This is a genomic window from Halofilum ochraceum, assembly GCF_001614315.2.
Classification (GTDB): domain Bacteria; phylum Pseudomonadota; class Gammaproteobacteria; order XJ16; family Halofilaceae; genus Halofilum; species Halofilum ochraceum.
Genome location: NZ_LVEG02000014.1, coordinates 35,618 through 56,210, shown reverse-complemented (window position 1 = coordinate 56,210; position 20,593 = coordinate 35,618). Strand labels below are relative to the sequence as shown.

General features: G+C 68.2%; 20 protein-coding genes and 1 tRNA gene. 13 read left to right on the top strand and 8 right to left on the bottom strand.

Annotated features, from left to right (window positions below):
* Positions 1–44: 44 nt before the first annotated feature.
* The 5 genes from A0W70_RS12685 to A0W70_RS12665 form a co-directional block, all read right to left on the bottom strand.
* On the bottom strand, positions 45–938 hold the full coding sequence (locus A0W70_RS12685; protein ID WP_245675882.1) for a polyprenyl synthetase family protein: 894 nt from the start codon (positions 936–938) through the stop codon (positions 45–47).
* Positions 935–1,252: an exodeoxyribonuclease VII small subunit gene (locus tag A0W70_RS12680; RefSeq protein WP_067563026.1), complete on the bottom strand. Its 318-nt coding sequence runs from the start codon at positions 1,250–1,252 to the stop codon at positions 935–937. Before A0W70_RS12680 ends, A0W70_RS12685 begins: the two co-directional genes overlap by 4 nt.
* A gap of 177 nt (positions 1,253–1,429) precedes the next feature.
* The gene (radA, locus tag A0W70_RS12675) at positions 1,430–2,791 is read right to left on the bottom strand and encodes a DNA repair protein RadA (protein WP_067563023.1); all 1,362 of its coding nucleotides are present in this window, start codon (positions 2,789–2,791) and stop codon (positions 1,430–1,432) included.
* Positions 2,791–4,137 carry an HlyC/CorC family transporter gene (locus tag A0W70_RS12670; RefSeq protein WP_067563020.1) on the bottom strand — a complete coding sequence of 449 codons (1,347 nt, stop codon included), beginning with the start codon at positions 4,135–4,137 and terminating at the stop codon, positions 2,791–2,793. The genes radA and A0W70_RS12670 overlap by 1 nt, the downstream gene beginning before the upstream one ends.
* A 43-nt stretch (positions 4,138–4,180) precedes the next feature.
* On the bottom strand, positions 4,181–4,987 hold the full coding sequence (locus A0W70_RS12665; protein ID WP_067563017.1) for a cytochrome C assembly family protein: 807 nt from the start codon (positions 4,985–4,987) through the stop codon (positions 4,181–4,183).
* A gap of 254 nt (positions 4,988–5,241) precedes the next feature.
* Here A0W70_RS12665 and A0W70_RS12660 point away from each other — a divergent pair, with 254 nt between their 5' ends.
* From A0W70_RS12660 to A0W70_RS12650, 3 genes are all read left to right on the top strand, one after another.
* A complete protein-coding gene (locus A0W70_RS12660) occupies positions 5,242–5,511 on the top strand; it encodes a helix-hairpin-helix domain-containing protein (RefSeq protein ID WP_067563013.1) in 270 nt (89 codons plus the stop codon).
* A 297-nt stretch (positions 5,512–5,808) separates the two neighbouring features.
* Positions 5,809–7,800: a S8 family peptidase gene (locus A0W70_RS12655; RefSeq protein ID WP_139150861.1), complete on the top strand. Its 1,992-nt coding sequence runs from the start codon at positions 5,809–5,811 to the stop codon at positions 7,798–7,800.
* A 306-nt stretch (positions 7,801–8,106) separates the two neighbouring features.
* On the top strand, positions 8,107–8,835 hold the full coding sequence (locus tag A0W70_RS12650; protein WP_139150860.1) for a Rieske (2Fe-2S) protein: 729 nt from the start codon (positions 8,107–8,109) through the stop codon (positions 8,833–8,835).
* A 100-nt stretch (positions 8,836–8,935) separates the two neighbouring features.
* Here the strand turns inward: A0W70_RS12650 and A0W70_RS12645 are convergent, their stop codons facing one another.
* Complete coding sequence (locus tag A0W70_RS12645) at positions 8,936–9,607, bottom strand: response regulator (RefSeq protein WP_067563004.1); 672 nt, start codon at positions 9,605–9,607, stop codon at positions 8,936–8,938.
* Between the two features lie 366 nt (positions 9,608–9,973).
* Positions 9,974–10,060, bottom strand: a tRNA-Leu gene (locus A0W70_RS12640).
* 172 nt (positions 10,061–10,232) lie between these two features.
* On the opposite strand from A0W70_RS12640, the gene queA reads away from it, so the two are divergent.
* The 5 genes from queA (at position 10,233) to secF (ending at position 15,608) form a co-directional block, all read left to right on the top strand.
* On the top strand, positions 10,233–11,285 hold the full coding sequence (queA, locus tag A0W70_RS12635; protein ID WP_067563000.1) for a tRNA preQ1(34) S-adenosylmethionine ribosyltransferase-isomerase QueA: 1,053 nt from the start codon (positions 10,233–10,235) through the stop codon (positions 11,283–11,285).
* On the top strand, positions 11,285–12,397 hold the full coding sequence (gene tgt / locus A0W70_RS12630) for a tRNA guanosine(34) transglycosylase Tgt (RefSeq protein ID WP_067562997.1): 1,113 nt from the start codon (positions 11,285–11,287) through the stop codon (positions 12,395–12,397). Before queA ends, tgt begins: the two co-directional genes overlap by 1 nt.
* Positions 12,398–12,458: 61 nt before the next feature.
* Positions 12,459–12,785 carry a preprotein translocase subunit YajC gene (gene yajC, locus A0W70_RS12625; protein WP_067562994.1) on the top strand — a complete coding sequence of 109 codons (327 nt, stop codon included), beginning with the start codon at positions 12,459–12,461 and terminating at the stop codon, positions 12,783–12,785.
* A gap of 18 nt (positions 12,786–12,803) precedes the next feature.
* Positions 12,804–14,657 (top strand): protein translocase subunit SecD, encoded by a 1,854-nt coding sequence (secD, locus tag A0W70_RS12620; protein ID WP_067562991.1) that lies wholly within the window; start codon positions 12,804–12,806, stop codon positions 14,655–14,657.
* A gap of 12 nt (positions 14,658–14,669) precedes the next feature.
* Entirely contained in the window at positions 14,670–15,608 is a 939-nt protein-coding gene (secF, locus tag A0W70_RS12615; RefSeq protein WP_067562987.1) for a protein translocase subunit SecF, read from the top strand.
* Positions 15,609–15,804: 196 nt separating this feature from the next.
* On the opposite strand, the gene A0W70_RS12610 is transcribed toward secF, so the two are convergent.
* Complete coding sequence (locus A0W70_RS12610; protein WP_067562983.1) at positions 15,805–16,614, bottom strand: inositol monophosphatase family protein; 810 nt, start codon at positions 16,612–16,614, stop codon at positions 15,805–15,807.
* Positions 16,615–16,776: 162 nt separating this feature from the next.
* Between A0W70_RS12610 and A0W70_RS12605 the strand changes: the two genes are divergently transcribed.
* The 5 genes from A0W70_RS12605 (at position 16,777) to A0W70_RS12585 (ending at position 20,530) form a co-directional block, all read left to right on the top strand.
* Positions 16,777–17,559, top strand: coding sequence for an RNA methyltransferase (locus tag A0W70_RS12605; RefSeq protein WP_067562980.1), 783 nt, complete (start codon positions 16,777–16,779; stop codon positions 17,557–17,559).
* Positions 17,560–17,567: 8 nt separating this feature from the next.
* Entirely contained in the window at positions 17,568–18,401 is an 834-nt protein-coding gene (gene cysE / locus A0W70_RS12600) for a serine O-acetyltransferase (protein ID WP_067562976.1), read from the top strand.
* A gap of 74 nt (positions 18,402–18,475) precedes the next feature.
* Positions 18,476–18,955 carry a Fe-S cluster assembly transcription factor gene (locus A0W70_RS12595; RefSeq protein WP_067562973.1) on the top strand — a complete coding sequence of 160 codons (480 nt, stop codon included), beginning with the start codon at positions 18,476–18,478 and terminating at the stop codon, positions 18,953–18,955.
* Between the two features lie 8 nt (positions 18,956–18,963).
* Positions 18,964–20,127 (top strand): aminotransferase class V-fold PLP-dependent enzyme, encoded by a 1,164-nt coding sequence (locus A0W70_RS12590; protein WP_067562969.1) that lies wholly within the window; start codon positions 18,964–18,966, stop codon positions 20,125–20,127.
* A gap of 79 nt (positions 20,128–20,206) precedes the next feature.
* Complete coding sequence (locus tag A0W70_RS12585; RefSeq protein WP_067562966.1) at positions 20,207–20,530, top strand: HesB/IscA family protein; 324 nt, start codon at positions 20,207–20,209, stop codon at positions 20,528–20,530.
* Positions 20,531–20,593: the final 63 nt, after the last annotated feature.

Genomic DNA, 20,593 nt, shown 5'->3' with positions numbered 1-20,593 from the left:
GGTGCAAGGAGATTGCGCGCGATCGGCTTTATGCACGGGCATGCTCACCAAGAGCGCTCGACCACGAACCGCGCGAGGGCGCGCAGCGGCTCGAAGCGGTCGTCGTCCCCGTCGAGCGCCGCCAGCGCCTCATCGCGCATGGTGGCTGCGTGATCACGCGCGCCCTCCAGGCCAAGCAGGGCTGGATAGGTCGGCTTGTTGCGCTCGACATCGGCGCCCTGGGTCTTGCCCAGCGTAGCGGTATCCGCCGTCACGTCGAGGATGTCATCGACGATCTGGAAGGCGAGGCCGATCGCGGCGCCGTAGCGGGCCAGCCGGGCGCGCTCGTCATCGTCGGCGCCGGCCGCGATGGCGCCCAGCAGGACGCTGGCCTGGATCAGTGCCCCGGTCTTGTAGCGGTGCATCCGCTCCAGTTCCGCGAGTTCCGGTCTGTGGCCGCAGGCGAACAGATCGAAGGCCTGGCCGCCGGCCATGCCCTCGGCGCCGGCGGCCGCGGCCAGGGTGGCCGCCATGCGCGCGCGCACGGCCTCAGGGATCGCACTGGCGTAGGCCGTCTCCGTGATCAGCCCGAATGCATGCGCCTGCAGCGCATCGCCGGCCAGTATGGCCGTGGCCTCGTCGAACTGGCGGTGGCAGGTGGGTGAGCCGCGGCGCAGATCGTCGTCGTCCATCGCCGGCAGGTCGTCGTGGACCAGCGAATAGGCGTGGATCAGCTCGACGGCGCAGGCGGGCGGATCGAGTGCCTCGGGTGCGGCGCCGAGGGCGTCACCGGTGGCGTACACCAGTGCCGGGCGCAGGCGTTTGCCGCTGCCGAGCACGGCATAGCGCATGGCGCGGTGCAGTCGCTCCGGCGCCTGTTCGGCCGCGGGCAGCCAGCCTTCCAGCGCCGCGTTGACGCGCTCGCGTCCACGCTCCAGCGTCTTTCCGGCGTCGCTCACGATTCGTCGCGATCCGGCTCGAAGTCTTCCAGGCTGCCGTCACCGCGCTCGCCGGCGTCCTCCGCGTCCCGGTCGAGCAGGATCTGCACCTTCTGCTCCGCGGACTGCAGCGACGCCCGGCATTCCCGGGCCAGACCGACACCGCGTTCGAAGTGCGCGAGCGACTCGTCCAGCGAGAGATCGCCCTGTTCCAGCGTCTCGACCAGGTTCTCGAGCTCGCCGAGCGCCTCGTCGAAACGGGCCGGGGAGGGCTCGCCCTCACCGGATGCGGGTTCCGGCGCAGCCTCGTTGTCAGTGGTTTTCTGTTTGCTCATGAAGCCATCCTGCAGGGTCGGGGTACGGTAGCCGAGGGGGTGAGGGCGGTCAATCAGCCACTCTCGCCCTGTTACCGCCCGGTTTTCTGTCATTACGCCTTCTCTCAGCGCGCTCCGCGGCTCTGCGTGAAAAAGCCTTCTGGGGCAAGGCCACAGTCGTCCGACTGGGCGCCGGCATCACAACAGATCGAGCACCTCCGCCAGCCGTCCGACCGGTTCGACGGTCATCCCCTCGATCGCACGGCGTGGCGCATTCGCGCGCGGCACGATGGCCCGCGTGAACCCATGCTTCGCGGCCTCGTTGAGGCGCTCCTCGCCATTCGGCACGGGCCGGATCTCGCCGGCGAGACCGACCTCGCCGAACACGACCAGGTCGGTGGGCAGGGGGCGGTCGCGGAACGAGGAGATGCAGGCCCCGAGCACCGCCAGATCGGCCGCCGTCTCCGCGATCCGCACGCCGCCGACCGCGTTCACATAGACATCCTGATCCTGCATGGCCACGCCGGCATGGCGGTGCAGGACCGCCAGCAGCATCGACAGCCGGTTCTGCTCGAGGCCCAGCGCGACCCGGCGCGGATTCGACAGGGCGCTGTCGTCGACCAGCGCCTGGATCTCGACCAGCAACGGCCGCGTGCCCTCGCGCGTCACCAGGATGATACTGCCGGCGACCGGTTCCTCGTGCCGCGAAAGGAAAATCGCCGAGGGGTTCGCCACCGGCTTGAGGCCGCGGTCGCCCATGGCGAACACGCCCAGCTCGTTGACCGCGCCGAAGCGGTTCTTGATCGCGCGCACCATGCGCCAGCGGCTGCTGCCGTCGCCCTCGAAGTACACGACCGTGTCGACCATGTGCTCCAGCACGCGCGGACCGGCGAGGGTGCCTTCCTTGGTGACATGGCCGACCAGGAACAGCGCGACGTCGTGGTCCTTGGCATAGCGCACGAGGCGCGAGGCGCTCTCGCGTACCTGGGCGACGCCGCCCGGCGCCGACTGGACCTCCTCGCTCATCATGGTCTGGATGGAATCGATCACCAGCACGCCGGGGCTCTCCGCCGCCGCCGCGTCCAGGATCCGTTCCACGCCCGTCTCGGCCAGCAGCCGCACGTCCTGGCCCTCGACGCCCAGCCGCCTTGCGCGCAGCGTGACCTGGGAGAGCGACTCCTCGCCGGTGACGTAGAGCACGCGGTGGTCCGCCGCCAGCGAGGCCAGCGTCTGCAGCAGCAGCGTGGACTTGCCGATGCCGGGATCGCCGCCCAGCAGGATCACCGAGCCCGGCACCAGCCCGCCACCCAGTACGCGATCGAGCTCGGCCAGGCCGGTCGGGTGGCGCGGGTCCTCCGCGGTGGAGACCTCCTGCAGCTGCCAGGTCCGCGGTGCGGCGCTGGGCGAGCGCCGGCCCCCGCGGCCCGTGCCCGAGGCCGCGCCGGTCGGGACCTCGACGAGCGTGTTCCACGCGCCGCAGTCGGCGCACTGGCCCGCCCACTTGGGCGCCTCCGCGCCGCAGGATTCGCAGCGGAACAGGCTTTTCGGCTGGCGCGCCATCAGGCCTCCCCGTCGTCGGCTTCGGCGTCCTGCGCGCGCATCGGCATCGGGATCTCGGCCACCCCGCGCGCCAGCCGCGCGCTGCGCTCGATGCGGGGCCAGATACGGGCGGAACGAACCGCGTTGTCACGCGTCTGGATGATCTCCACCGGATGGTCCGCGACCAGGAAGGTCGTGCCCGGTTCCGGGATCATCTCCATGTATTCGAGGATCAGCCCGTTGAGCGTCTTCGGTCCGTCGGTCGGCGCCCGCCAGCCGAGCAGCCGGCCGAGATCGCGCAGGTTGGTGCCGCCCGTGCAGATGTAACTGCCGTCCGCCTGCGGGTGGATATCGCGGCTGGATGGAATCCGGTCCGTGGTGAACTCGCCCACGATCTCCTCGAGGATGTCCTCGAGCGTGATCAGCCCCAGGATGTCGCCGTATTCGTCCACCACCAGGCCGATGCGGCGCCGATGGCGCTGGAAATTCACCAGCTGGCGCGTGAGCGCGGTCCCCTCGGGCACGAAATACGGCTCGCGCAGCAGGGCGCGGAACCCGTCGAAATCCATCTCGTGCAGATCGCGCCCGATCAGATCGCGCAGGAATACGAATCCGACCACCTGGTCGATGCTCTCGTGGTAGACCGGCAGTCGGCTGTTCGACGCGTTTTCCATCTGGTCGGCCACGTCATCCCAGTCCTCGTCGAGGTCGACGCCCTGGATCTCGCTGCGCGGCACCATGATGTCGTTCACCGAGACCTTCGCCAGGTCGAGGATATTGACCAGCATCTCCTGGTGGTTCTTCGGGATCATGTGGCCGGTCTCGTTGACGACCGTGCGCAGTTCTTCCGCGCTGAGGCGGTCGCCATCGGCGTCGTTTCGGCGCATGCCCAGCAACCAGAGGACACCGTTGGCGAGCAGATTCACCATCCACACGATCGGGTACAGCAGCCGCAGCATGGGCGTGTAGACGAAGGCCGCGGGGATGGCGACGCGCTCCGGGTGCAGGGCCGCGAACGTCTTCGGCGCCGTCTCGCCGAAGATCAGGACGATCACCGTCAGACCGATCGCCGTGATGCCCAGCACGCCTTCGCCTTCGCCCCAGAGCCGGATCGCGACGATCGTCGCCAGCATCGACGCCAGCACGTTCACGAAATTGTTGCCCAGCAGGATCAGGCCGATCAGGCGGTCCGTGCGGTCGAGCAGCCGCAGCGCCAGCCGCGACCCGCGATGGCCCTCCCGCGCACGGTGACGGAGCCGGTAGCGGTTGACCGTCATCAGCGCCGTCTCGGAGCCGGAGAAACAGCCCGAAAGCACGAGCAGGATCGCCAGGGCGCCGATCTGCATGTAGAGCGGTAAATCGTTCACGGCATCAGGTGTCGGTTCAGGTGGTGGGGTATCCCGGCGCGCTTCAGGCGCGGCCGAGGATCAGTTCGAGCACGAGCTTGCTGCCGAAATAGCCGAGCACCAGCAGCGCGAAACCGCCCAGCGTGAACTTGACCGCGGTGGGTCCGCGCCAGCCCGCGAAATGATGGCCCGCCAGCAGGGCGCCGAACACGGCCCAGGCAACCAGCGACAGCACGGTCTTGTGCACGAGATCCTGGGCGAACATGTCCTCCAGGAACACGAACCCGGAGCCGAGTGCCAGGGTCAGCAGCGCGAACCCGATCGCGGTCATCCGGAACAGCAGCGTCTCCATCACGTACAGCGGCGGGAGCACGTGCATCACGCGTGTCGGGCGGTGCTCGTGGAGCTGGCGGTGCTGGATCCCGAGCAGAACGGACTGCATCGCCGCCAGCGTCAGCACGGCATAGGCGCAGATCGACAGGAGTACGTGCACGTCGATGCCCGAAGGCCGCGGCGGGATCATCGGGCCCGGCTGTCCGTTCGACAATGCCAGTGCCGCCAGGACCGTGAGCCCCGCGAACGGCAGCAGCCCGAGTCCAAGGCTCGTCACCGGCTGGCCGATCGCCAGCATCAGCAGCAGCAGAACGGCGACCCAGCCCACCAGCGAAAGGGCATTGAAGAATCCCAGGTCGAGCCCGTCCGCCCCCGGCACCGTGGATTGCAGAAGGAATGCATGCAGCACCAGCGCCGCGGCCGTGAGGCCGAGGATCAGCGGGCGCCGCGGCGTGCCACCGCGCAGATCGCGCACGAGCAGCAGCGTCGCGCTGGCATAGATGGCGGCCGCGAGCAGACCGATCAGGGTGTGCATCATTGCGAGCGTTCGTTCCGGGCCTCGCCGGCGGCGGCGAGGCGAACGATGATGACACAGCCCCGCCGGGCCATGAAGTAGCGTTCCCTTGCGGCCGCTCCCTGTAGGTGTCGGCCTACACGTCAGGTCGTTCGCCGCCGACCGCGGAAGCGGCCGAGCGCCAATTGTTATGACACCGCGGCGGCGCGAACAATGGACCGGCGCGCGATCGGATCATCCGATGCACGCGAATCCGACAACAACAGGGAGGATCCGACATGATCCGGAAGATCGTACTGGCCATGGTGCTGGCGCTCGCCGCCGGCGCCGCCGTCGCCCAGGAGAAGGTCGACATCAACGCCGCCAACGCCGAACGCCTCGCCACCGCACTCGACGGCGTCGGCGAAGTTCGCGCACAGGCGATCGTCGAGTACCGCGAGAGCAACGGGGACTTCCCGAGCGTCGCCGCGCTGACCAGCGTCAGCGGCATCGGCCCGGCCACGCTCGAGAGCAACCGCGACCGCCTGACCGTCGGCGCGGCCGAGTAGAGGACTAGACGGGCGGGGCGAGAGCGCCCCGCCCACCGGCTTGCCGTAACACCAACTTCGGTCCGACACGCGCACGCCACCGATCTCTCGGGCCAAAGCCCGCTCCGCAGAATTCCAGATCCAGCGCTGTTCCCACGGACAGCGACCCGACAAGTCCGGGTCGGGCCTTTCATGGTGCTCAACTCGCAGTATTGCCCTTTCCCGCGGGCTCCGGAAGCCGCCTGAAAATACGTCCCCGTATGAACTCACGGTCCCGGAGGCGGGCGGACGGTCCTATACTGTCCCCCGGAGTTCCGAATGGTGGCAGAACGAGTCCCGAACACTTTCCCCGGACGAACACGGGTGCCGAAACGTGGGCCGCGTGCGGCCGATCTATTGCTCGTGAGGGTGCTGCTGCTCGCGTGTATCGCGTGCTTCACGGTGATCGCGCGCGGCGCGGAGGAAGCGGGCCCACCGATCCGCCAGGGGATCACGGCCGCCTGCGACGCGCCGGCCGCCGGCTTGACGCAGATGGCCGAGAGGATCCCCGGCGGCACCGGCATCGCCGAGGCGCCACTGGAGATGCGCGATACCGTGGTAGGCCGGGAGTGGCGGATCGCGCTGCCGGGTAACGCCGAGCTCAGGATCGAGCGCTTTGCGCCCGGGGAGCGACTGCGCCGGCTGGTCGTCGAGTATTGGGCGACCGATCCGGGCGGCGGCGTCCGGCCCCGGATTGCAGCGGTTGCCGACGCCGATTGCACGATCCGCCACGGGCGTCTTCTCGTCTACGAGCAGGAACTGCCCCAGGCTGTCGCCATCGAATACCTGGACGGCGAACTCGATCCGACCGGCGAGCGCGAACCACTGGATCCCCCCGTGCCCGCAGGCACCGACCCGGGCGGCGTGGCCGTGGCGCTGGTGGACTCGGGGGTCAACTACCTCCTGCCGCGGATCGGCCGGCGGCTCGCGCGCGACGACGCCGGCGCCATTCTCGGTTACGACTACTGGGCCATGGACGAGCGGCCCTTCGACGCCAATCCCGCGCGCTCACCATTCTTTCCGCAGCGGCACGGTACCCGAACGGCGAGCCTGTTGCTGCGCGAGGCGCCGCAGGCGCGGCTGGTGCCGTACCGTTACCCGCGACCCGACATGGACCGCATGGAGGATCTTGTCGACGATGCCGCGGCCCAGGGCATCGGCATCGTGAATATCTCGCTGGGCAGCGGCGATCGCGGCGAGTGGGAGGCGTTCGAGGCGGCGGCAAAGGCCCACCCCGATACCCTGTTTGTGCTCTCCGCCGGGAACAACGGTCGCGACATCGATGCCGACCCCATCTACCCGGCGGTGCTGTCGCTCGATAACACCATCACTGTGACTTCCGCGGACCGCGACGGCGAGCCCGCGCGCGGCTCCAACTGGGGCAGGGAATCGGTGGATCTGTTGGTGCCCGCTGAGCGCGTGCGGGTGACGGACTTTGACGGCCAGGAGACGGTCGCTTCGGGATCGAGCTATGCGGCCGTGCGGATATCAGCCCTGGCGGCGCGGCTGTTGGCAGCGCATCCCGACTGGCACGCCGCACGTCTGAAGGAGGCGATCTTCGCCCGTGTCCTGCCGGCATTCTCCGACGAGCCCGGCGAGATGGCCGAAGGCTTCATCCCGCGCCCCGACAAGGCGGAGGAGCTGCCGCCCCTGGCGGGTGAAGGCGAGCCGAGCGGCGTCGCGAAATACACGTTCATTGGTGACCGGCTCCACGACGCAGCCGACGCCACACGCCCGAGTGACTTTGTCTTTGCGCCGACTTTCGCGTACTTCGCGGATACGGCATGGAGGCGCGCCGACCTGCGGCGCCATGCCCAACGGATGGCGCACATACTGGGACGCTGCGGCATCCGCGTGTCACGGGTCGAGGTCCACGTACTGGACGGGCCAACGGTATATCGCTATTTCCGCACCGGGATCGCGGAACGACTCGCGCGTCGACTGGAACTGCCGAGACCGACGGTTTACTTCGTGCGGGACACGCTGGAGATCCACGCCTACGATGCCGTAGCGTTCGGCAAGAGCAACAGCACCACGCGCCCCGCGTTGCGCGACACGGTCTGGTTCACCGAGGATACGCGCGACCCCGGCCTCGCACTCGCTCATGAGCTGGTGCATCTCCTCATGGACAGCGGCGAGCATGTCGAAACACCCGGTAATCTGATGCGCGCCGACACTGCACCCGCCAATACCAAACTGACCACGCAACAGTGCAGGGACATTGTCCAGCGGGGCACCGAGAACGGGCTGCTCACCCCCGCATCCCGGTAACCGGCGCCCAGGGCACCGCGGATCGAACCCCCATCGCAGGCCGGACGTCACCCCGACAGTCGCCGGTCGGACTTCACCCCGACAGCCGTAGGTCGGACTTCAGTCCGACACTCGCAGCCCACCGCCCGTCATATTCGACGCAAAGTCCTTCCGACGTGCCGACCCGGGAGGCTGTTTCGATCCGACCCGGCACAGACGCGTCGCAAGTGGTCACCACGCGACCCATGGTCTAGAGTTCCACAAGCAGGCCCTCGGAAGACCCGAGCACCGGCCCCGGCGCCGGTTGGCTCTGCTGGTGAGGTGACCATGAGTGACCGCATTGATCGTCGTCGTCGGCGTTTCATCGGATTCTGTGCGTCGTCCGCGGCCATGGCCGCAGCACTGCCCGAGGTGCTGGCCACCACCGGCGACTCGGGGCAGGTACAGCCGTACGGACGCGCCCTGCTTGTGCACCCTGACCGCAGCCCGCTCGACGCCGCCACCCTCGAGCCCGGCGTGAACTACATCTTCAACTATCCCTACGCGAGCACGCCGTGCTTCCTGCTGGATCTCGGCCGCCCGGTCACGCCCAACGTTGAGCTGCGCACGCGCGATGACGAAACCTATGTGTGGCAGGGCGGGGTCGGCCCGAACCATTCGATCGTCGCCTTCTCGGCGATCTGCTCGCACCGCATGACCCACCCGGATCCGGACGTGAGCTTCATCAGCTATCACCCGCCCGGACGCCACGCGCCCGAAGACCGCGGCGTCATCCACTGCTGCTCCGAGAACAGCATCTACGACCCCTTCAACGGCGCCCAGGTGCTGTCGGGCCCGGCCCCGGAACCGCTCGCGGCCATTGAACTCATCTACGATGACTCCGACCGCACCCTGACGGCCGTGGGCGCAACAGGCGGCACGATGTTCGATCGCTTCCTCGATCGTTTCGGCCACCGCCTGAGCATCAATTACGGCAGACGCTACAACCAGCGAGTGGCGGATCGCACGGAGGTTCTTCCGCTCGATGAATTCTCACGCACCCGCTTCGATTGCTGAGCGGGGAATGCCGCTTTGCCGTGCACTGGAATACCTTCGGGACACACCCCAAACCGATCCCTGGATCGAGCGGGTGGAGGCGCGGGATTGCCACCAGGAATCAGGGGGCGAACGACGCCAGTTCAAGGCGCAGTGCCTCGCGCACGAGCGCGGCGATGTTGCGGACCTCCATCCGTCGCATCAGGCTCGCGCGATGGCTCTCGACCGTTTTGACGTCGAGTCGTAGGCGGTGGGCGATCTCCGCCGTGCGCAGACCGTCGACGATGAGTTGCAGGATCTCGCGCTGCCGGGGCGTGAGCGCTACGGGCGACGCACCGCTGGGACCCGGCCGAACAGATTCCGCGTCGACCGGGTCGGGTTCCACGGGGGCGACGATGAAACGTTCCCCGCGGGCGACGCTCCGGATGGCGCCCAGGAACTGGCTTGCGTCCGCACCCTTCGCGACGAACCCGTGGGCGCCCGCCTCGAGGGCGTTGGATACGTACGTGGCGTTTACGTAAATCGAGAGCACCAGCGACCGAACGTCGGGATGGGTCTGGGCCAGGTCCCGGATCGTTTCGAATCCGTTGCCGCCGGGGATCACCGCGTCGATCGTCGCCACGTCCACAGGCGTGTCGCGCATCGCCTCGATCAGCCCCGGTCCGTCGGTGGTTTCCACGACGACCTTCATGTCTAAGCAGGAGTCCACGAGGCGTGCGAGCGCGCTGCGCACAAGGCCATGGTCGTCCACCAGGGCCACTCGAAGCGTCTGTTTGGCGTCGGGGTCGCTCATTGATGCAGGGGGAGGCGCTCGGGCGCCTGTCGATTCCCGGAGGGCCTTGTCGGGAACGCGGAGATCGCGGATCACGCGCAATCGAGTCTATGGCCGCTGCCCGATCCGCGCGCGGAATGGCGTCGTCGTGATAGCAACGACGCAACTATAGTGCGAATTATACAGCTCGATTGTGTGCAATCAATCGGGAGAGATCAATCCCCTCACACCGGCGGCCGTCGGCAATCGATGCCGGTTCAGGCCTTCGGGGCGCCGACTCGGACAGTCTCGCACGCTGGGCGTAAGACGGTGGCTGCTCACGATGTACTTACACAGAAATGCGCGAGAGGCGGCAGGAGTGGTGGTTACGTAAACTGCTGATTGAAATGGTGCCGGGAGTGGGACTCGAACCCACACGGTGTCTCCACCACCGAATTTTGAGTCCGGCGCGTCTACCGGTTCCGCCATCCCGGCACGGGATCCGGCGCGCCGCCGATGCGGGCGCCGAGGGAGCGCACAGTAATCCGAACGCGCGCGGCCCGCAAGCGGTGGATGGGGCGGCCGGTGGCCGGTGCGGCATGGGCGATCCCGCCGGGCGCCAGATCGGTCTCGCCGGGCCATCGGGGCGCTGCTACCATCGCGCGCCATGCGTGTCGCCGACTTCCATTATGAACTCCCCGAGGAGCTGATCGCCCAGTACCCGCTGGAGCGGCGCAGCGCGAGCCGTATGCTCGTGCTGGATGGGGCGACCGGGGCGGTCGCGGATCGCATGTTCGCGGATCTGCCGGCGCAGCTGGCGGCCGGTGACCTGCTGGTGTTCAACGACACGCGGGTTATACCGGCGCGTCTGCTCGGCCATAAACGCGGCTCGGGCGGGCGCGTGGAGGTGCTGGTCGAGCGGGTGGATGACGACGGCCGCACGGCGCGGGCGCACGTCCGGGCGAGCCGGGCGCCGGGGTCAGGGACCGTGCTGGACCTGGCCGATGGGGCGCTCGCGGCGACCGTGACCGGTCGGGATGAGGATCTGTTCGTGCTCGACTTCGGCGCGGGCGAGCCATTGCTCGATCGGCTCGAACGGTTCGGTGAGGTGCCGCTGCCGCCGTATATCGAGCGTGCGCCGGAGGCGGCCGACGACGAGCGCTATCAGACGGTGTACGCGCGTGAGCGCGGTGCCGTCGCCGCGCCGACCGCGGGGCTGCATTTCGACGAGGATGTGCTGGCTGCGCTCGCCGAGCGCGGGGTCGAGACCGCGCAGGTGACGTTGCACGTGGGCGCCGGCACGTTCCGGCCCGTGCGCGCCGAGCGGGTGGAGGACCATCGCATGCACGCCGAGGTGCTGCGGGTATCCGAGGACACGGCCGCGGCGATCGCGGCGACGCGGGCGCGGGGCGGGCGTGTGGTCGCGGTGGGCACCACGGTGGTGCGCGCGCTCGAATCGGCGGTCGATGAGAACGGCACCGTGCAGCCGTTCAGCGGCGAGACCCGCCTGTACCTGGTGCCCGGATCGCGCTTCGCCGTGATCGACGGGCTCGTGACGAATTTCCACCTGCCGGGATCGACGCTGCTGATGCTGGTCTCCGCGTTCGGCGGCTACGAGTCGGTGATGGCGGCCTATCGGCATGCGGTCGATGCCGAGTACCGCTTCTTCAGTTACGGCGACGCCATGCTGATCTGGCCGACCCCGGAGGCCCGTAGCTGATGCGCTTCGAACTGCTCGGTAGCGATGGCGACGCCCGCCGTGGGCGCCTGTCCTTCGATCGCGGCACCGTCGAGACGCCGGCGTTCATGCCGGTCGGGACCTACGGCACGGTCAAGGGCATGACGCCGGAAGAGCTGCATGCAACCGGCGCCGAGATCATCCTCGGCAACACCTTCCACCTGATGCTGCGCCCGGGCACGGAGATCATCCAGGCGCACGGCGATCTGCATGACTTCATGCACTGGGACGGGCCGATCCTGACGGATTCGGGCGGCTTCCAGGTCTACAGCCTCGCCGACCTCCGGCGTATCGATGAGGCCGGCGTGCACTTCCGCTCGCCCATCAACGGCGACCGGATCTTCCTCGGCCCCGAGGAGTCGATGGCGGTGCAGCGGGCGCTGGGTTCGGATGTGGTGATGGCCTTCGACGAGTGCACGCCGTACCCGGCCGACGAGCCGACCGCCCGCAAGTCCATGGAACTGTCGATGCGCTGGGCCCAGCGTTGCCGGGACGCCTACGACGGCGGCGGCGCCCTGTTCGGCATCGTCCAGGGCGGCATGCATGCAGGTCTGCGGGCCGAGTCGGCGGCGTCGCTGCGGGCGATCGGGTTCGATGGCTACGCGATCGGCGGCCTCGCGGTGGGCGAGCCCGAGTCCGAGCGCAACGCCGTGCTCGATGCCTCGGTGCCGGAGCTGCCGGAAGCGGGGCCGCGTTATCTGATGGGGGTGGGCACGCCCGCGGATATCGTCGACGCCGTCTGCCGCGGGATCGACATGTTCGACTGCGTGATCCCCACGCGGCATGCGCGGACCGGTTTCCTGTATACGTCCGAGGGCGTCGTCAAACTGCGCAACGCGCGCTTCCGCACCGATACCGCGGCGCTTGACCCGGGGTGCGACTGTTACACCTGTCGTCATTACTCGCGCGCGTACCTGCATCATCTCGACCGCTGCCGCGAGATCCTGGGCGCGCGGCTGAACACGATCCACAACCTGCATTACTACCAGCGGCTGATGCGGACGCTGCGTGACGCGATCGTGCGCGGGGACCTGGAGGAGACTGCGCGGGCATTTGGCCGGGACGGCGCGACGGCCGCCCGATCTATGCCATAATCGCCGCTTTTCGCGGGCGCCGGCCCCGGCGAGGCCCGCCACTTGAGACGGAGGTAACACGATGGATTTCCTGGTGCAGAGCGCGCACGCACAGGCCGGTGGCGAGGCCGCGGGTAGCCCGCTGATGAGCCTGATGCTCCCGATCCTGCTGTTGGTGGTCTTCTACTTTCTGCTGATTCGTCCGCAGCAGAAGCGTGTGAAGGAACACAAGCAGATGGTCAGTGAGCTCAAGAAGGGCGACGAGGTCGTGACCAGCGGCGGCCTGGCGGGCGAGCTGACCGAGGTCGGCGACAGCTTCGTGCAGCTTCAGATCGCGGAAGGGATCGAGGTCCAGGTCCAGAAGCAGTCCGTGGCGAGCCTTCTGCCCAAGGGCACCCTCAAAAATTAAAGGCATACGGTCGCCGAAATGAATCGTTATCCCCTCTGGAAGTACCTGCTCGTCGTCGTCGTGCTCCTGCTCGGCGCCGTCTACGCGCTGCCGAACGTGTTCGGCCAGGATCCGGCCATCCAGGTGTCCGTGCGTGACGGTGAACTGCCGGGCGATGCCGCCGGGCGCGTGACGTCCATCCTCGACCGCAACGGCATTGAAGTGACCGAGGTCCGCCAGCGCGAGGAGACGCTGCTGGTACTGCTGGCGGAGGGAGATGCCCAGCGCCCGGCGCGTGCGGCGGCCAACGAGGCGCTCGGTGACCGATATGTCGTCGCGCTCAACCTCGTATCGGCCGCTCCGGCCTGGCTGCGCGCCCTCGGCGGCGATCCGGTCAATCTCGGTCTCGATCTGCGCGGCGGCGTCCACTTCCTCCTCGAGGTCGACATGAAGGCCGCGATCACCGGGGCGCTCGAGCAGAACATGAGCGATCTGCGGCGGTACATGCGCGAGAACGATATCCGCTATCGCGGGATCTCCGTCGAGGAAGAGGGGATCCGGATCCGCTTCCCGGATACCGCGGAGCGGGACCGCGCGGCCGATGCGCTGGCCGGTGAGTATCGCGATCTCGAGTTCGAGGAGGGCGAGTCCGAATCGGGCACGGTGCTGCTGGCCGATCTCTCGGAGGAGGCCCGCCAGACCGAACGCGAGAGCGCGCTCGAGCAGAACGTGACGACGCTGCGCAGCCGGGTGAACGAGCTCGGCATCGCCGAACCGGTCGTCACGCAGCAGGGCGATCGCCGGATCGTGGTCCAGTTGCCGGGCGTTCAGGATACGACCCGCGCGAAGGAGATCCTGGGCGCGACCGCGACCCTGGAGTTCCGTCTCGTGCACGGTTCGCCGGGCGACTGGCAGCAGGCGGCCTCCGGCGGCAACGTGCCCTATGACGCCAAGCTCTACGAGCGCCGCAATGGCCAGCCGATCCTGCTCAAGCGCGACGTGATCGTCACCGGCGACCAGATCAACAACGCCAGTTCCAGTTTCGACAACCAGTCCGGCAGCCCGGTCACGGTCGTCAATCTGAACAACGCCGGCGCGAACCGCATGCAGGAGGTCACCGCCGAGCACGTCGGTGACCAGATGGGCGTCGTGTTCATCGAGAATACCGTCACCACCGAGATGGTCGACGGCGAGGCGGTGAAGAAGCGCAAGCGCACCGAGGAAGTCATCAACGTCGCGACGATCCGCGATGTCCTCAGTCACCGCTTCCAGATCGAGGGCCTGTCGAGCACCGAGGCGCGCGATTTGGCCCTGCTGCTGCGGGCGGGCGCGCTGAGCGCGCCGATCGAGATCATCGAGGAACGGACCATCGGCCCGAGCCTCGGCCAGGACAATATCAATCAGGGCGTGACGTCGATCATCGTCGGCCTCGTGCTGGTGCTCGTCTTCATGGCGGTGTATTACCGCACGTTCGGCCTGGTCGCCGATCTGGCGCTGGTGACCAACCTGATGCTGATGACGGCGGCGCTGTCGGTACTGCCGGCCACGCTGACGCTGCCGGGTATCGCGGGCATCGTGTTGACGGTCGGCATGGCCGTGGATGCCAACGTGCTCATCTTCGAGCGCATCCGCGAGGAGCTGGCCAACGGCAACAGCATCCAGGCGAGTATCCACTCGGGCTACAACAAGGCGTTCGGCACGATCGCCGACGCCAACGTGACGACGCTGATCGCCGCGATCGTGCTGTTCGCGTTCGGCACCGGCCCGATCAAGGGCTTCGCCGTCACGCTGTCGATCGGCATCATCACGTCGATGTTCACGGCCATTCTTGGCACGCGTGCCGTGGTCAATCTTGTTTACGGCGGGCGCCGGCTCAGCCGGATCGCGATCTAGGAGCCGCTACCGATGCAGTGGTTCAAATTTGAACGGCAGTTCCAGTTCGTCGGCCACCGGCGGCGGGCCTTCATCCTCTCCGGCGCGCTGCTGCTGGCGGCGCTCCTGTCGCTCGCCGTGCAGGGGCTGAAGTTCGGGATCGATTTCACCGGCGGTTACCTGATCGAGGCCGGGTTCCCGGAAGAGGTGGAACTCCAGCCGATCCGCGACGCGCTGGAGGAGGCCGGATTCCAGGATGCCCAGGCACAGCATTTCGGTGCCCGGAACGATGTGCTGGTGCGCATTGCGCCGCAGGGCGAGACGAGCAGCGCCGAGCTCTCCGACCGGGTCCTGCGCGTGCTCGATACCACCTTCGACATGTCCGCCGATATGCGGCGCGTGGAATTCGTGGGGCCACAGGTGGGGGCCGAGCTGCGCGATCAGGGCGGGCTCGCCATGCTGATCGCGCTGCTGCTGATCCTCGCGTACGTCGCGTTCCGTTTCGAGAAGCGTTTCGCCGTCGGCGCGGTCGCGGCACTGATTCACGACGTGGTGATCGTCGTGGGCGTGTTCTCGATCCTGCAGATCGAATTCGATCTGCCGGTGCTGGGTGCATTGCTCGCGGTGATCGGCTACTCGCTCAACGACACCATCGTGGTGTTCGACCGTATCCGCGAGAATTTCCGGCGCCAGCGCCGCGGCACGGCGGAAGAGGTCACCAACGCCTCGATCAACCAGACCATCCCGCGGACGCTGATGACGTCGCTCACGACGCTGCTCGTGCTGCTGGCGCTGCTGTTCCTGGGTGGCGAGACCATCTACGGGTTCGCGTTCGCGCTCACCGTGGGCGTGGTAATCGGTACCTATTCGTCGATCTTCGTGGCGAGCACGCTGCTGCTGGCGACGGGGCTGTCGCGCGACGACATGATGCCGGTGGAGAAGGAAGGCGCCCAGGCCGACTCCCACCCGTAAGGCGGGTGGGTCAGTGTGGTGCCCTGGCGGTGGGATGCAGGGAAGCCCTGACGAAAACCGGGCAGCGAGTTGGGGAGTGATGTAGGTCGGGCTTATAGCCCGACAGTCGTAAGCCCCTGATCTGTCGGGCTATAAGCCCGACCTGCAGCGTTGCCCATCGTCAGAGGTTTCTTTGTTCCGGGGCGCGAGGCGGGTGTTACCTGCTTTCTGGCGCTTCCGCGCTGCAGGCGTCGATGACCTGTTTCATGGCGTGGAACACCTTCGGGTTGGCCCCGAGGACATTGCCGCTGGTCATGTAGTCGTCGCCGCCCCAGAGGTCGCCGACGATGCCGCCGGCCTCGCGCACGAGCAGGGCGCCGGCCGCGATGTCCCAGGGCTGGAGCCCCGCCTCCCAGAACCCGTCGATCCGGCCCGCGGCCAGCCATGCGAGGTCGAGTGCCGCCGAGCCGGGGCGCCGGATCCCGGCGCTCTGCTTCATGAACTCACGCAGGATGGCCATGTACGCGTCGCCGGGCTGGTCGTCGCGGTACGGGAAGCCGGTACCGAGCAGCGCGCCCTCCAGCCCCTTGCGGCTGCTGACGCGGATGCGGCGATCGTTGAGCGCGGCACCATCGCCGCGCGATGCGGTGAACAGGTCCTGGCGGATCGGGTCGTAGATGACGGCCTGCTCCAGCCGGCCGCGGTTGGCGAGCGCGATCGACACGGCGAAATGCGGGAAGCCGTGCAGGAAGTTCGTGGTACCGTCCAGCGGATCGATGATCCAGACGTAGTCGTTGCCTTGCTGGCCCTCCTGGCGCCCGGATTCCTCGGCCAGGATGCCGTGGTCGGGGTAGGAGCGCTGGAGGGTCTGGATGATGCGGGTCTCGGCCTCGCGATCGACCTCGGTGACATAATCATTGCGCTGTTTGGTCTCGACGGCGATCGAGTCGAGGCGCTCCATTCGCCGGGCGATCAGATCGCCGGCGGATCGTGCCGCGCGCACGGCGATGTTGAGCATCGGTTGCATTCAGGGTGACTCCGGACGGGGTCGGGGCAGCGCGGCCATACGCGCAACCCGGTCGGCGGGCGAGTGGGGCATGGCCCACCAGGGGCCCGCAGCGGGATGCGAATTCTAGCAGACGCCGGCCGGTCCGTGGCCGCCTGGCGCTCCAGGGCGGAACAGGAAACGATGAACGCACGCTTCGTACTGGTCGAGACCTCCCATCCCGGCAATATCGGTGCCGCCGCGCGCGCCCTGCGCGTCATGGACTGGCACGAACTCGTGCTCGTGCGCCCGCACGCGTTCCCGCACGCCGATGCCACCGCGATGGCGGCCGGCGCCGATGACGTCCTCGAAGGCGCCCGGGTCTGCGAAACCCTGGAAGAGGCGCTGGCCGGCACGGGCGTCGTGTTCGGTACCAGCGCCCGCCGGCGCCGGCTCGACTGGCCGGAGCACAATGCCCGCGGGGCGGCGGAGTTCGCGGCCGCCGGCGGCGAGCCCGTCGCATTCCTGTTCGGGCGCGAGCGCACCGGCCTCACCAACGAGGAACTCGATGCCTGCCATTACCTGCTCCATATCCCCACCGCCGCGGATTACGGCTCCCTGAATCTGGCCCAGGCGGTGCAGATCGTCGCCTACGAGCTGCGCATGGCGACGCTGGCGAACCCCGAGCCCGAGCCGCCGGCGGAACCGATGCCGGCGCACGAGGATCTGGCGCGCTTCTATGAGCACCTGGAGAGCTCGCTGACCGATATCGGCTTTCTGGACCCGGACAACCCGCGGCTGCTCATGCGGCGGTTGCGGCGTTTCTTCGCGCGCAGCCGGCCGACTGCGCTCGAGCTCAACATCCTGCGCGGCATTCTCAAGGCGGCGCAGTGGCCCGAACGCGACACCGCCGCCTGGCGGCGTGCGCGCGACTCACGCACGCGGCCGCGTGGTGGTACGATATCCGAGCGTGACGATCAGGAATAAGGCCGGCCATGTTCGACAATATCCGCGAAGACATCGACTGCGTGTTCGAGCGCGACCCCGCGTCGCGGAACCGCTTCGAGATACTGACCACCTACCCGGGTGTGCACGCCCTGCTGTTCCATCGCCTCAACCATCGCCTGTCGAACCTGGGCCTCAAGTGGCTGGCGCGCATGGGCTCCCATATCGCGCGGTTCCTGACCGGCATCGAGATCCATCCGGGCGCGCGGATCGGGCGGCGGTTCTTCATCGACCACGGTATGGGCGTGGTGATCGGGGAGACCACCGAGATCGGCGACGACTGCACGCTTTACCACGGCGTGACCCTGGGCGGGACCACCTGGAACAAGGGCAAGCGGCATCCGACCCTGGCCAACAACGTGGTCATCGGGGCCGGTGCGAAGATCCTGGGTCCGATCACGCTGGGCGACGGTGCGCGGGTCGGTTCCAACGCCGTCGTCACCAAGGATATCCCCGCGGGTTCGACCGTGGTCGGTATTCCCGGTCGCGTCGTCCGCAAGGAGGCCGCGGACGCGCGCGAGAAGACGCGCGAGGCAACCGCCCGCAAGATCGGCTTCGACGCCTACGGCCAGCGCGGCGAGATGCCCGATCCGGTCGCCAACGCCCTCAATCAGCTCCTCGACCACATCCATATCCAGGACCGGCGGACCGAGGCCCTGTGCAAGGCGCTGCAGGAAATGGGAACCCAGATGCCGGATGTGAAGATGCCGGATATCAGCCCCTGCGACATCAGCCTCGACGATACCGGCGAGGACGAGCGTCCGGCCGCCGGCGAGCGCACCTCGGCCGGCGAGCGCACCTCGGCCGATACCGGGGAAAGCTGAGCCCCGGCTAATACTTGACTGCTGTTGTCAGGTATGAAAAGTTCACACTCACGGAACACGACGGATCAGGCCCGATGAAGCTTACGACGCGCGGCCGCTATGCCGTCACTGCCATGCTCGACCTCGCGCTGCACGAGACCGGCGGTCCCGTGGCGCTGGGCGATATCTCCGCCCGGCAGGACATCTCCCTGTCGTACCTGGAGCAGATCTTCTCGCGCCTGCGGCGCGGCGGGCTCGTGCTGAGCACGCGCGGGCCGGGCGGCGGTTATCGCCTCAGTCGCGATGCAGCCGACATCTCGGTGGCGCAGGTCGTCGATGCGGTGGATGAAAACGTCGAATACACGCGCTGTGGCGGGCTCGAAAACTGTCAGAATCAGCAGCGCTGCCTGACGCATGACCTCTGGGCGAGCCTGAGCGAGCACGTGCGCTCGTTCCTGGATGAGGTGACGCTGGCCAGGCTGATGGAGCGGCCGGCGGTACGCGAGGTCGCCGCGCGCCAGGACGCCGCACCGATCCACTGGGCCGATTCACCGGTTGAACTCGAGAATCGCTGAGGTGTGACGTGGAAGCCGTGTACCTCGATTACGCCTCCACGACCCCGGTTGATGACCGGGTCGCGCGCCGGATGGCGGACTGCCTGACGCGCGACGGTGTGTTTGCCAACCCGGCGTCGCGGACGCACGCGCCGGGTCGGGCCGCCGCGAACGCGGTCGAGCAGGCGCGCGAGCAGGTGGCGACGGCGATCAACGGCGATCCGCGCGGACTGGTGTTCACCTCGGGCGCGACCGAGGCCGACAATCTGGCGCTCAAGGGTGTGGCCGGATTCCAGCGCGACCGCGGGCGGCATATCGTCACGGCCGCGAATGAGCACAAGGCGGTGCTGGACGTGTGCCGGGCGCTCGAGTTCGACGGCTTTGAGGTCACGCGGGTCCAGCCCCGGGGCGACGGCACCGTCACGCCGGAGTCGATCGAGGGCGCGCTGCGCCCGGACACGGTGCTGGTCTCGGTGATGCACGCGAACAACGAGACCGGCACGATCAACGACATCGGGGCGATCGCCCGGGTCGTGCGCGGGCACGGGGCGCGCTTCCACGTCGACGCGGCGCAGACCGGCGCGCGGCTCGAGCTGGACGTCGAGGCGCTCGATCTGGATCTGGTCTCCCTGTCGGCCCACAAGACGTACGGCCCCAAGGGAATCGGGGCGCTCTGGGTGCGGCGCCGGCCGCGCGTGCGGCTGCTGCCGCAGATGCATGGCGGGGGGCACGAGCACGGCCTGCGGGCCGGGACGCTGGCCACCCATCAGATCGTCGGGATGGGCGAGGCGTTCGCGCTCGCGCAGTCGGAACGCGACGCCGATCGGGCGCACGCCGAGGATCTGCGGGCGCGGCTGTTCGCGCAGCTCGACACCCTGGAGGGCGTGCGCGATAACGGTGCCGGCGCGCAGCGGCTCCCGTGGACGCGGAATATCGCGTTCACCGGGGTCGAGGGCGAGGCTCTGGCCGCGGCGCTGGCCGATCGGGTGGCGGTCGCGACCGGCTCGGCCTGCACCAGCGCCAGCACGGAGCCGTCCTACGTCCTGCGCGCGATGGGCCAGCCCGCGGATCAGGCGGCCGAGGCCGTGCGTCTGTCGTGGGGGCGCATGACCACGACGGAAGAGATGGAACACGCGGCGCGGACGCTGGTCGATACCGTCAGTCGTCTGCGCCACGGCGCCGCGGTCGCATGAATTTCAGCCCCCGAGAGGGCTTGTGCGGGCGCCCGCGACACGCCATATATTGTCTGTACGCTGTACCGGAGGATCACCAATGTCCATTACGCTGACCGAAGCAGCCGTTGATCGCGTCGAGCGGTTCATCGCCAAACGTGGGCGGGGTGTCGGCGTGCGCCTGGGCGTGCGCAAGACCGGGTGCTCCGGCTTCGCGTACGTGGTCGATTTCGCCGACGACGTCGCCGATGGGGACCACGTGTTCGAGCACGGGAAGGTGAAGGTCGTCGTCGCCCAGGATCACCTGCCTTATCTCGACGGCACCGAACTCGATTTCGCCCGCCAGGGCCTCAACGAGACGTTCGTGTTCAACAATCCCAATGTGCGCGACGAGTGCGGTTGCGGGGAGAGCTTCACGGTCTGAGCGATGTGAGGGCGGCGCTACGCCAGGGGCGATAGCGAAAGATCGCTCGCAGAACGGCTCCAC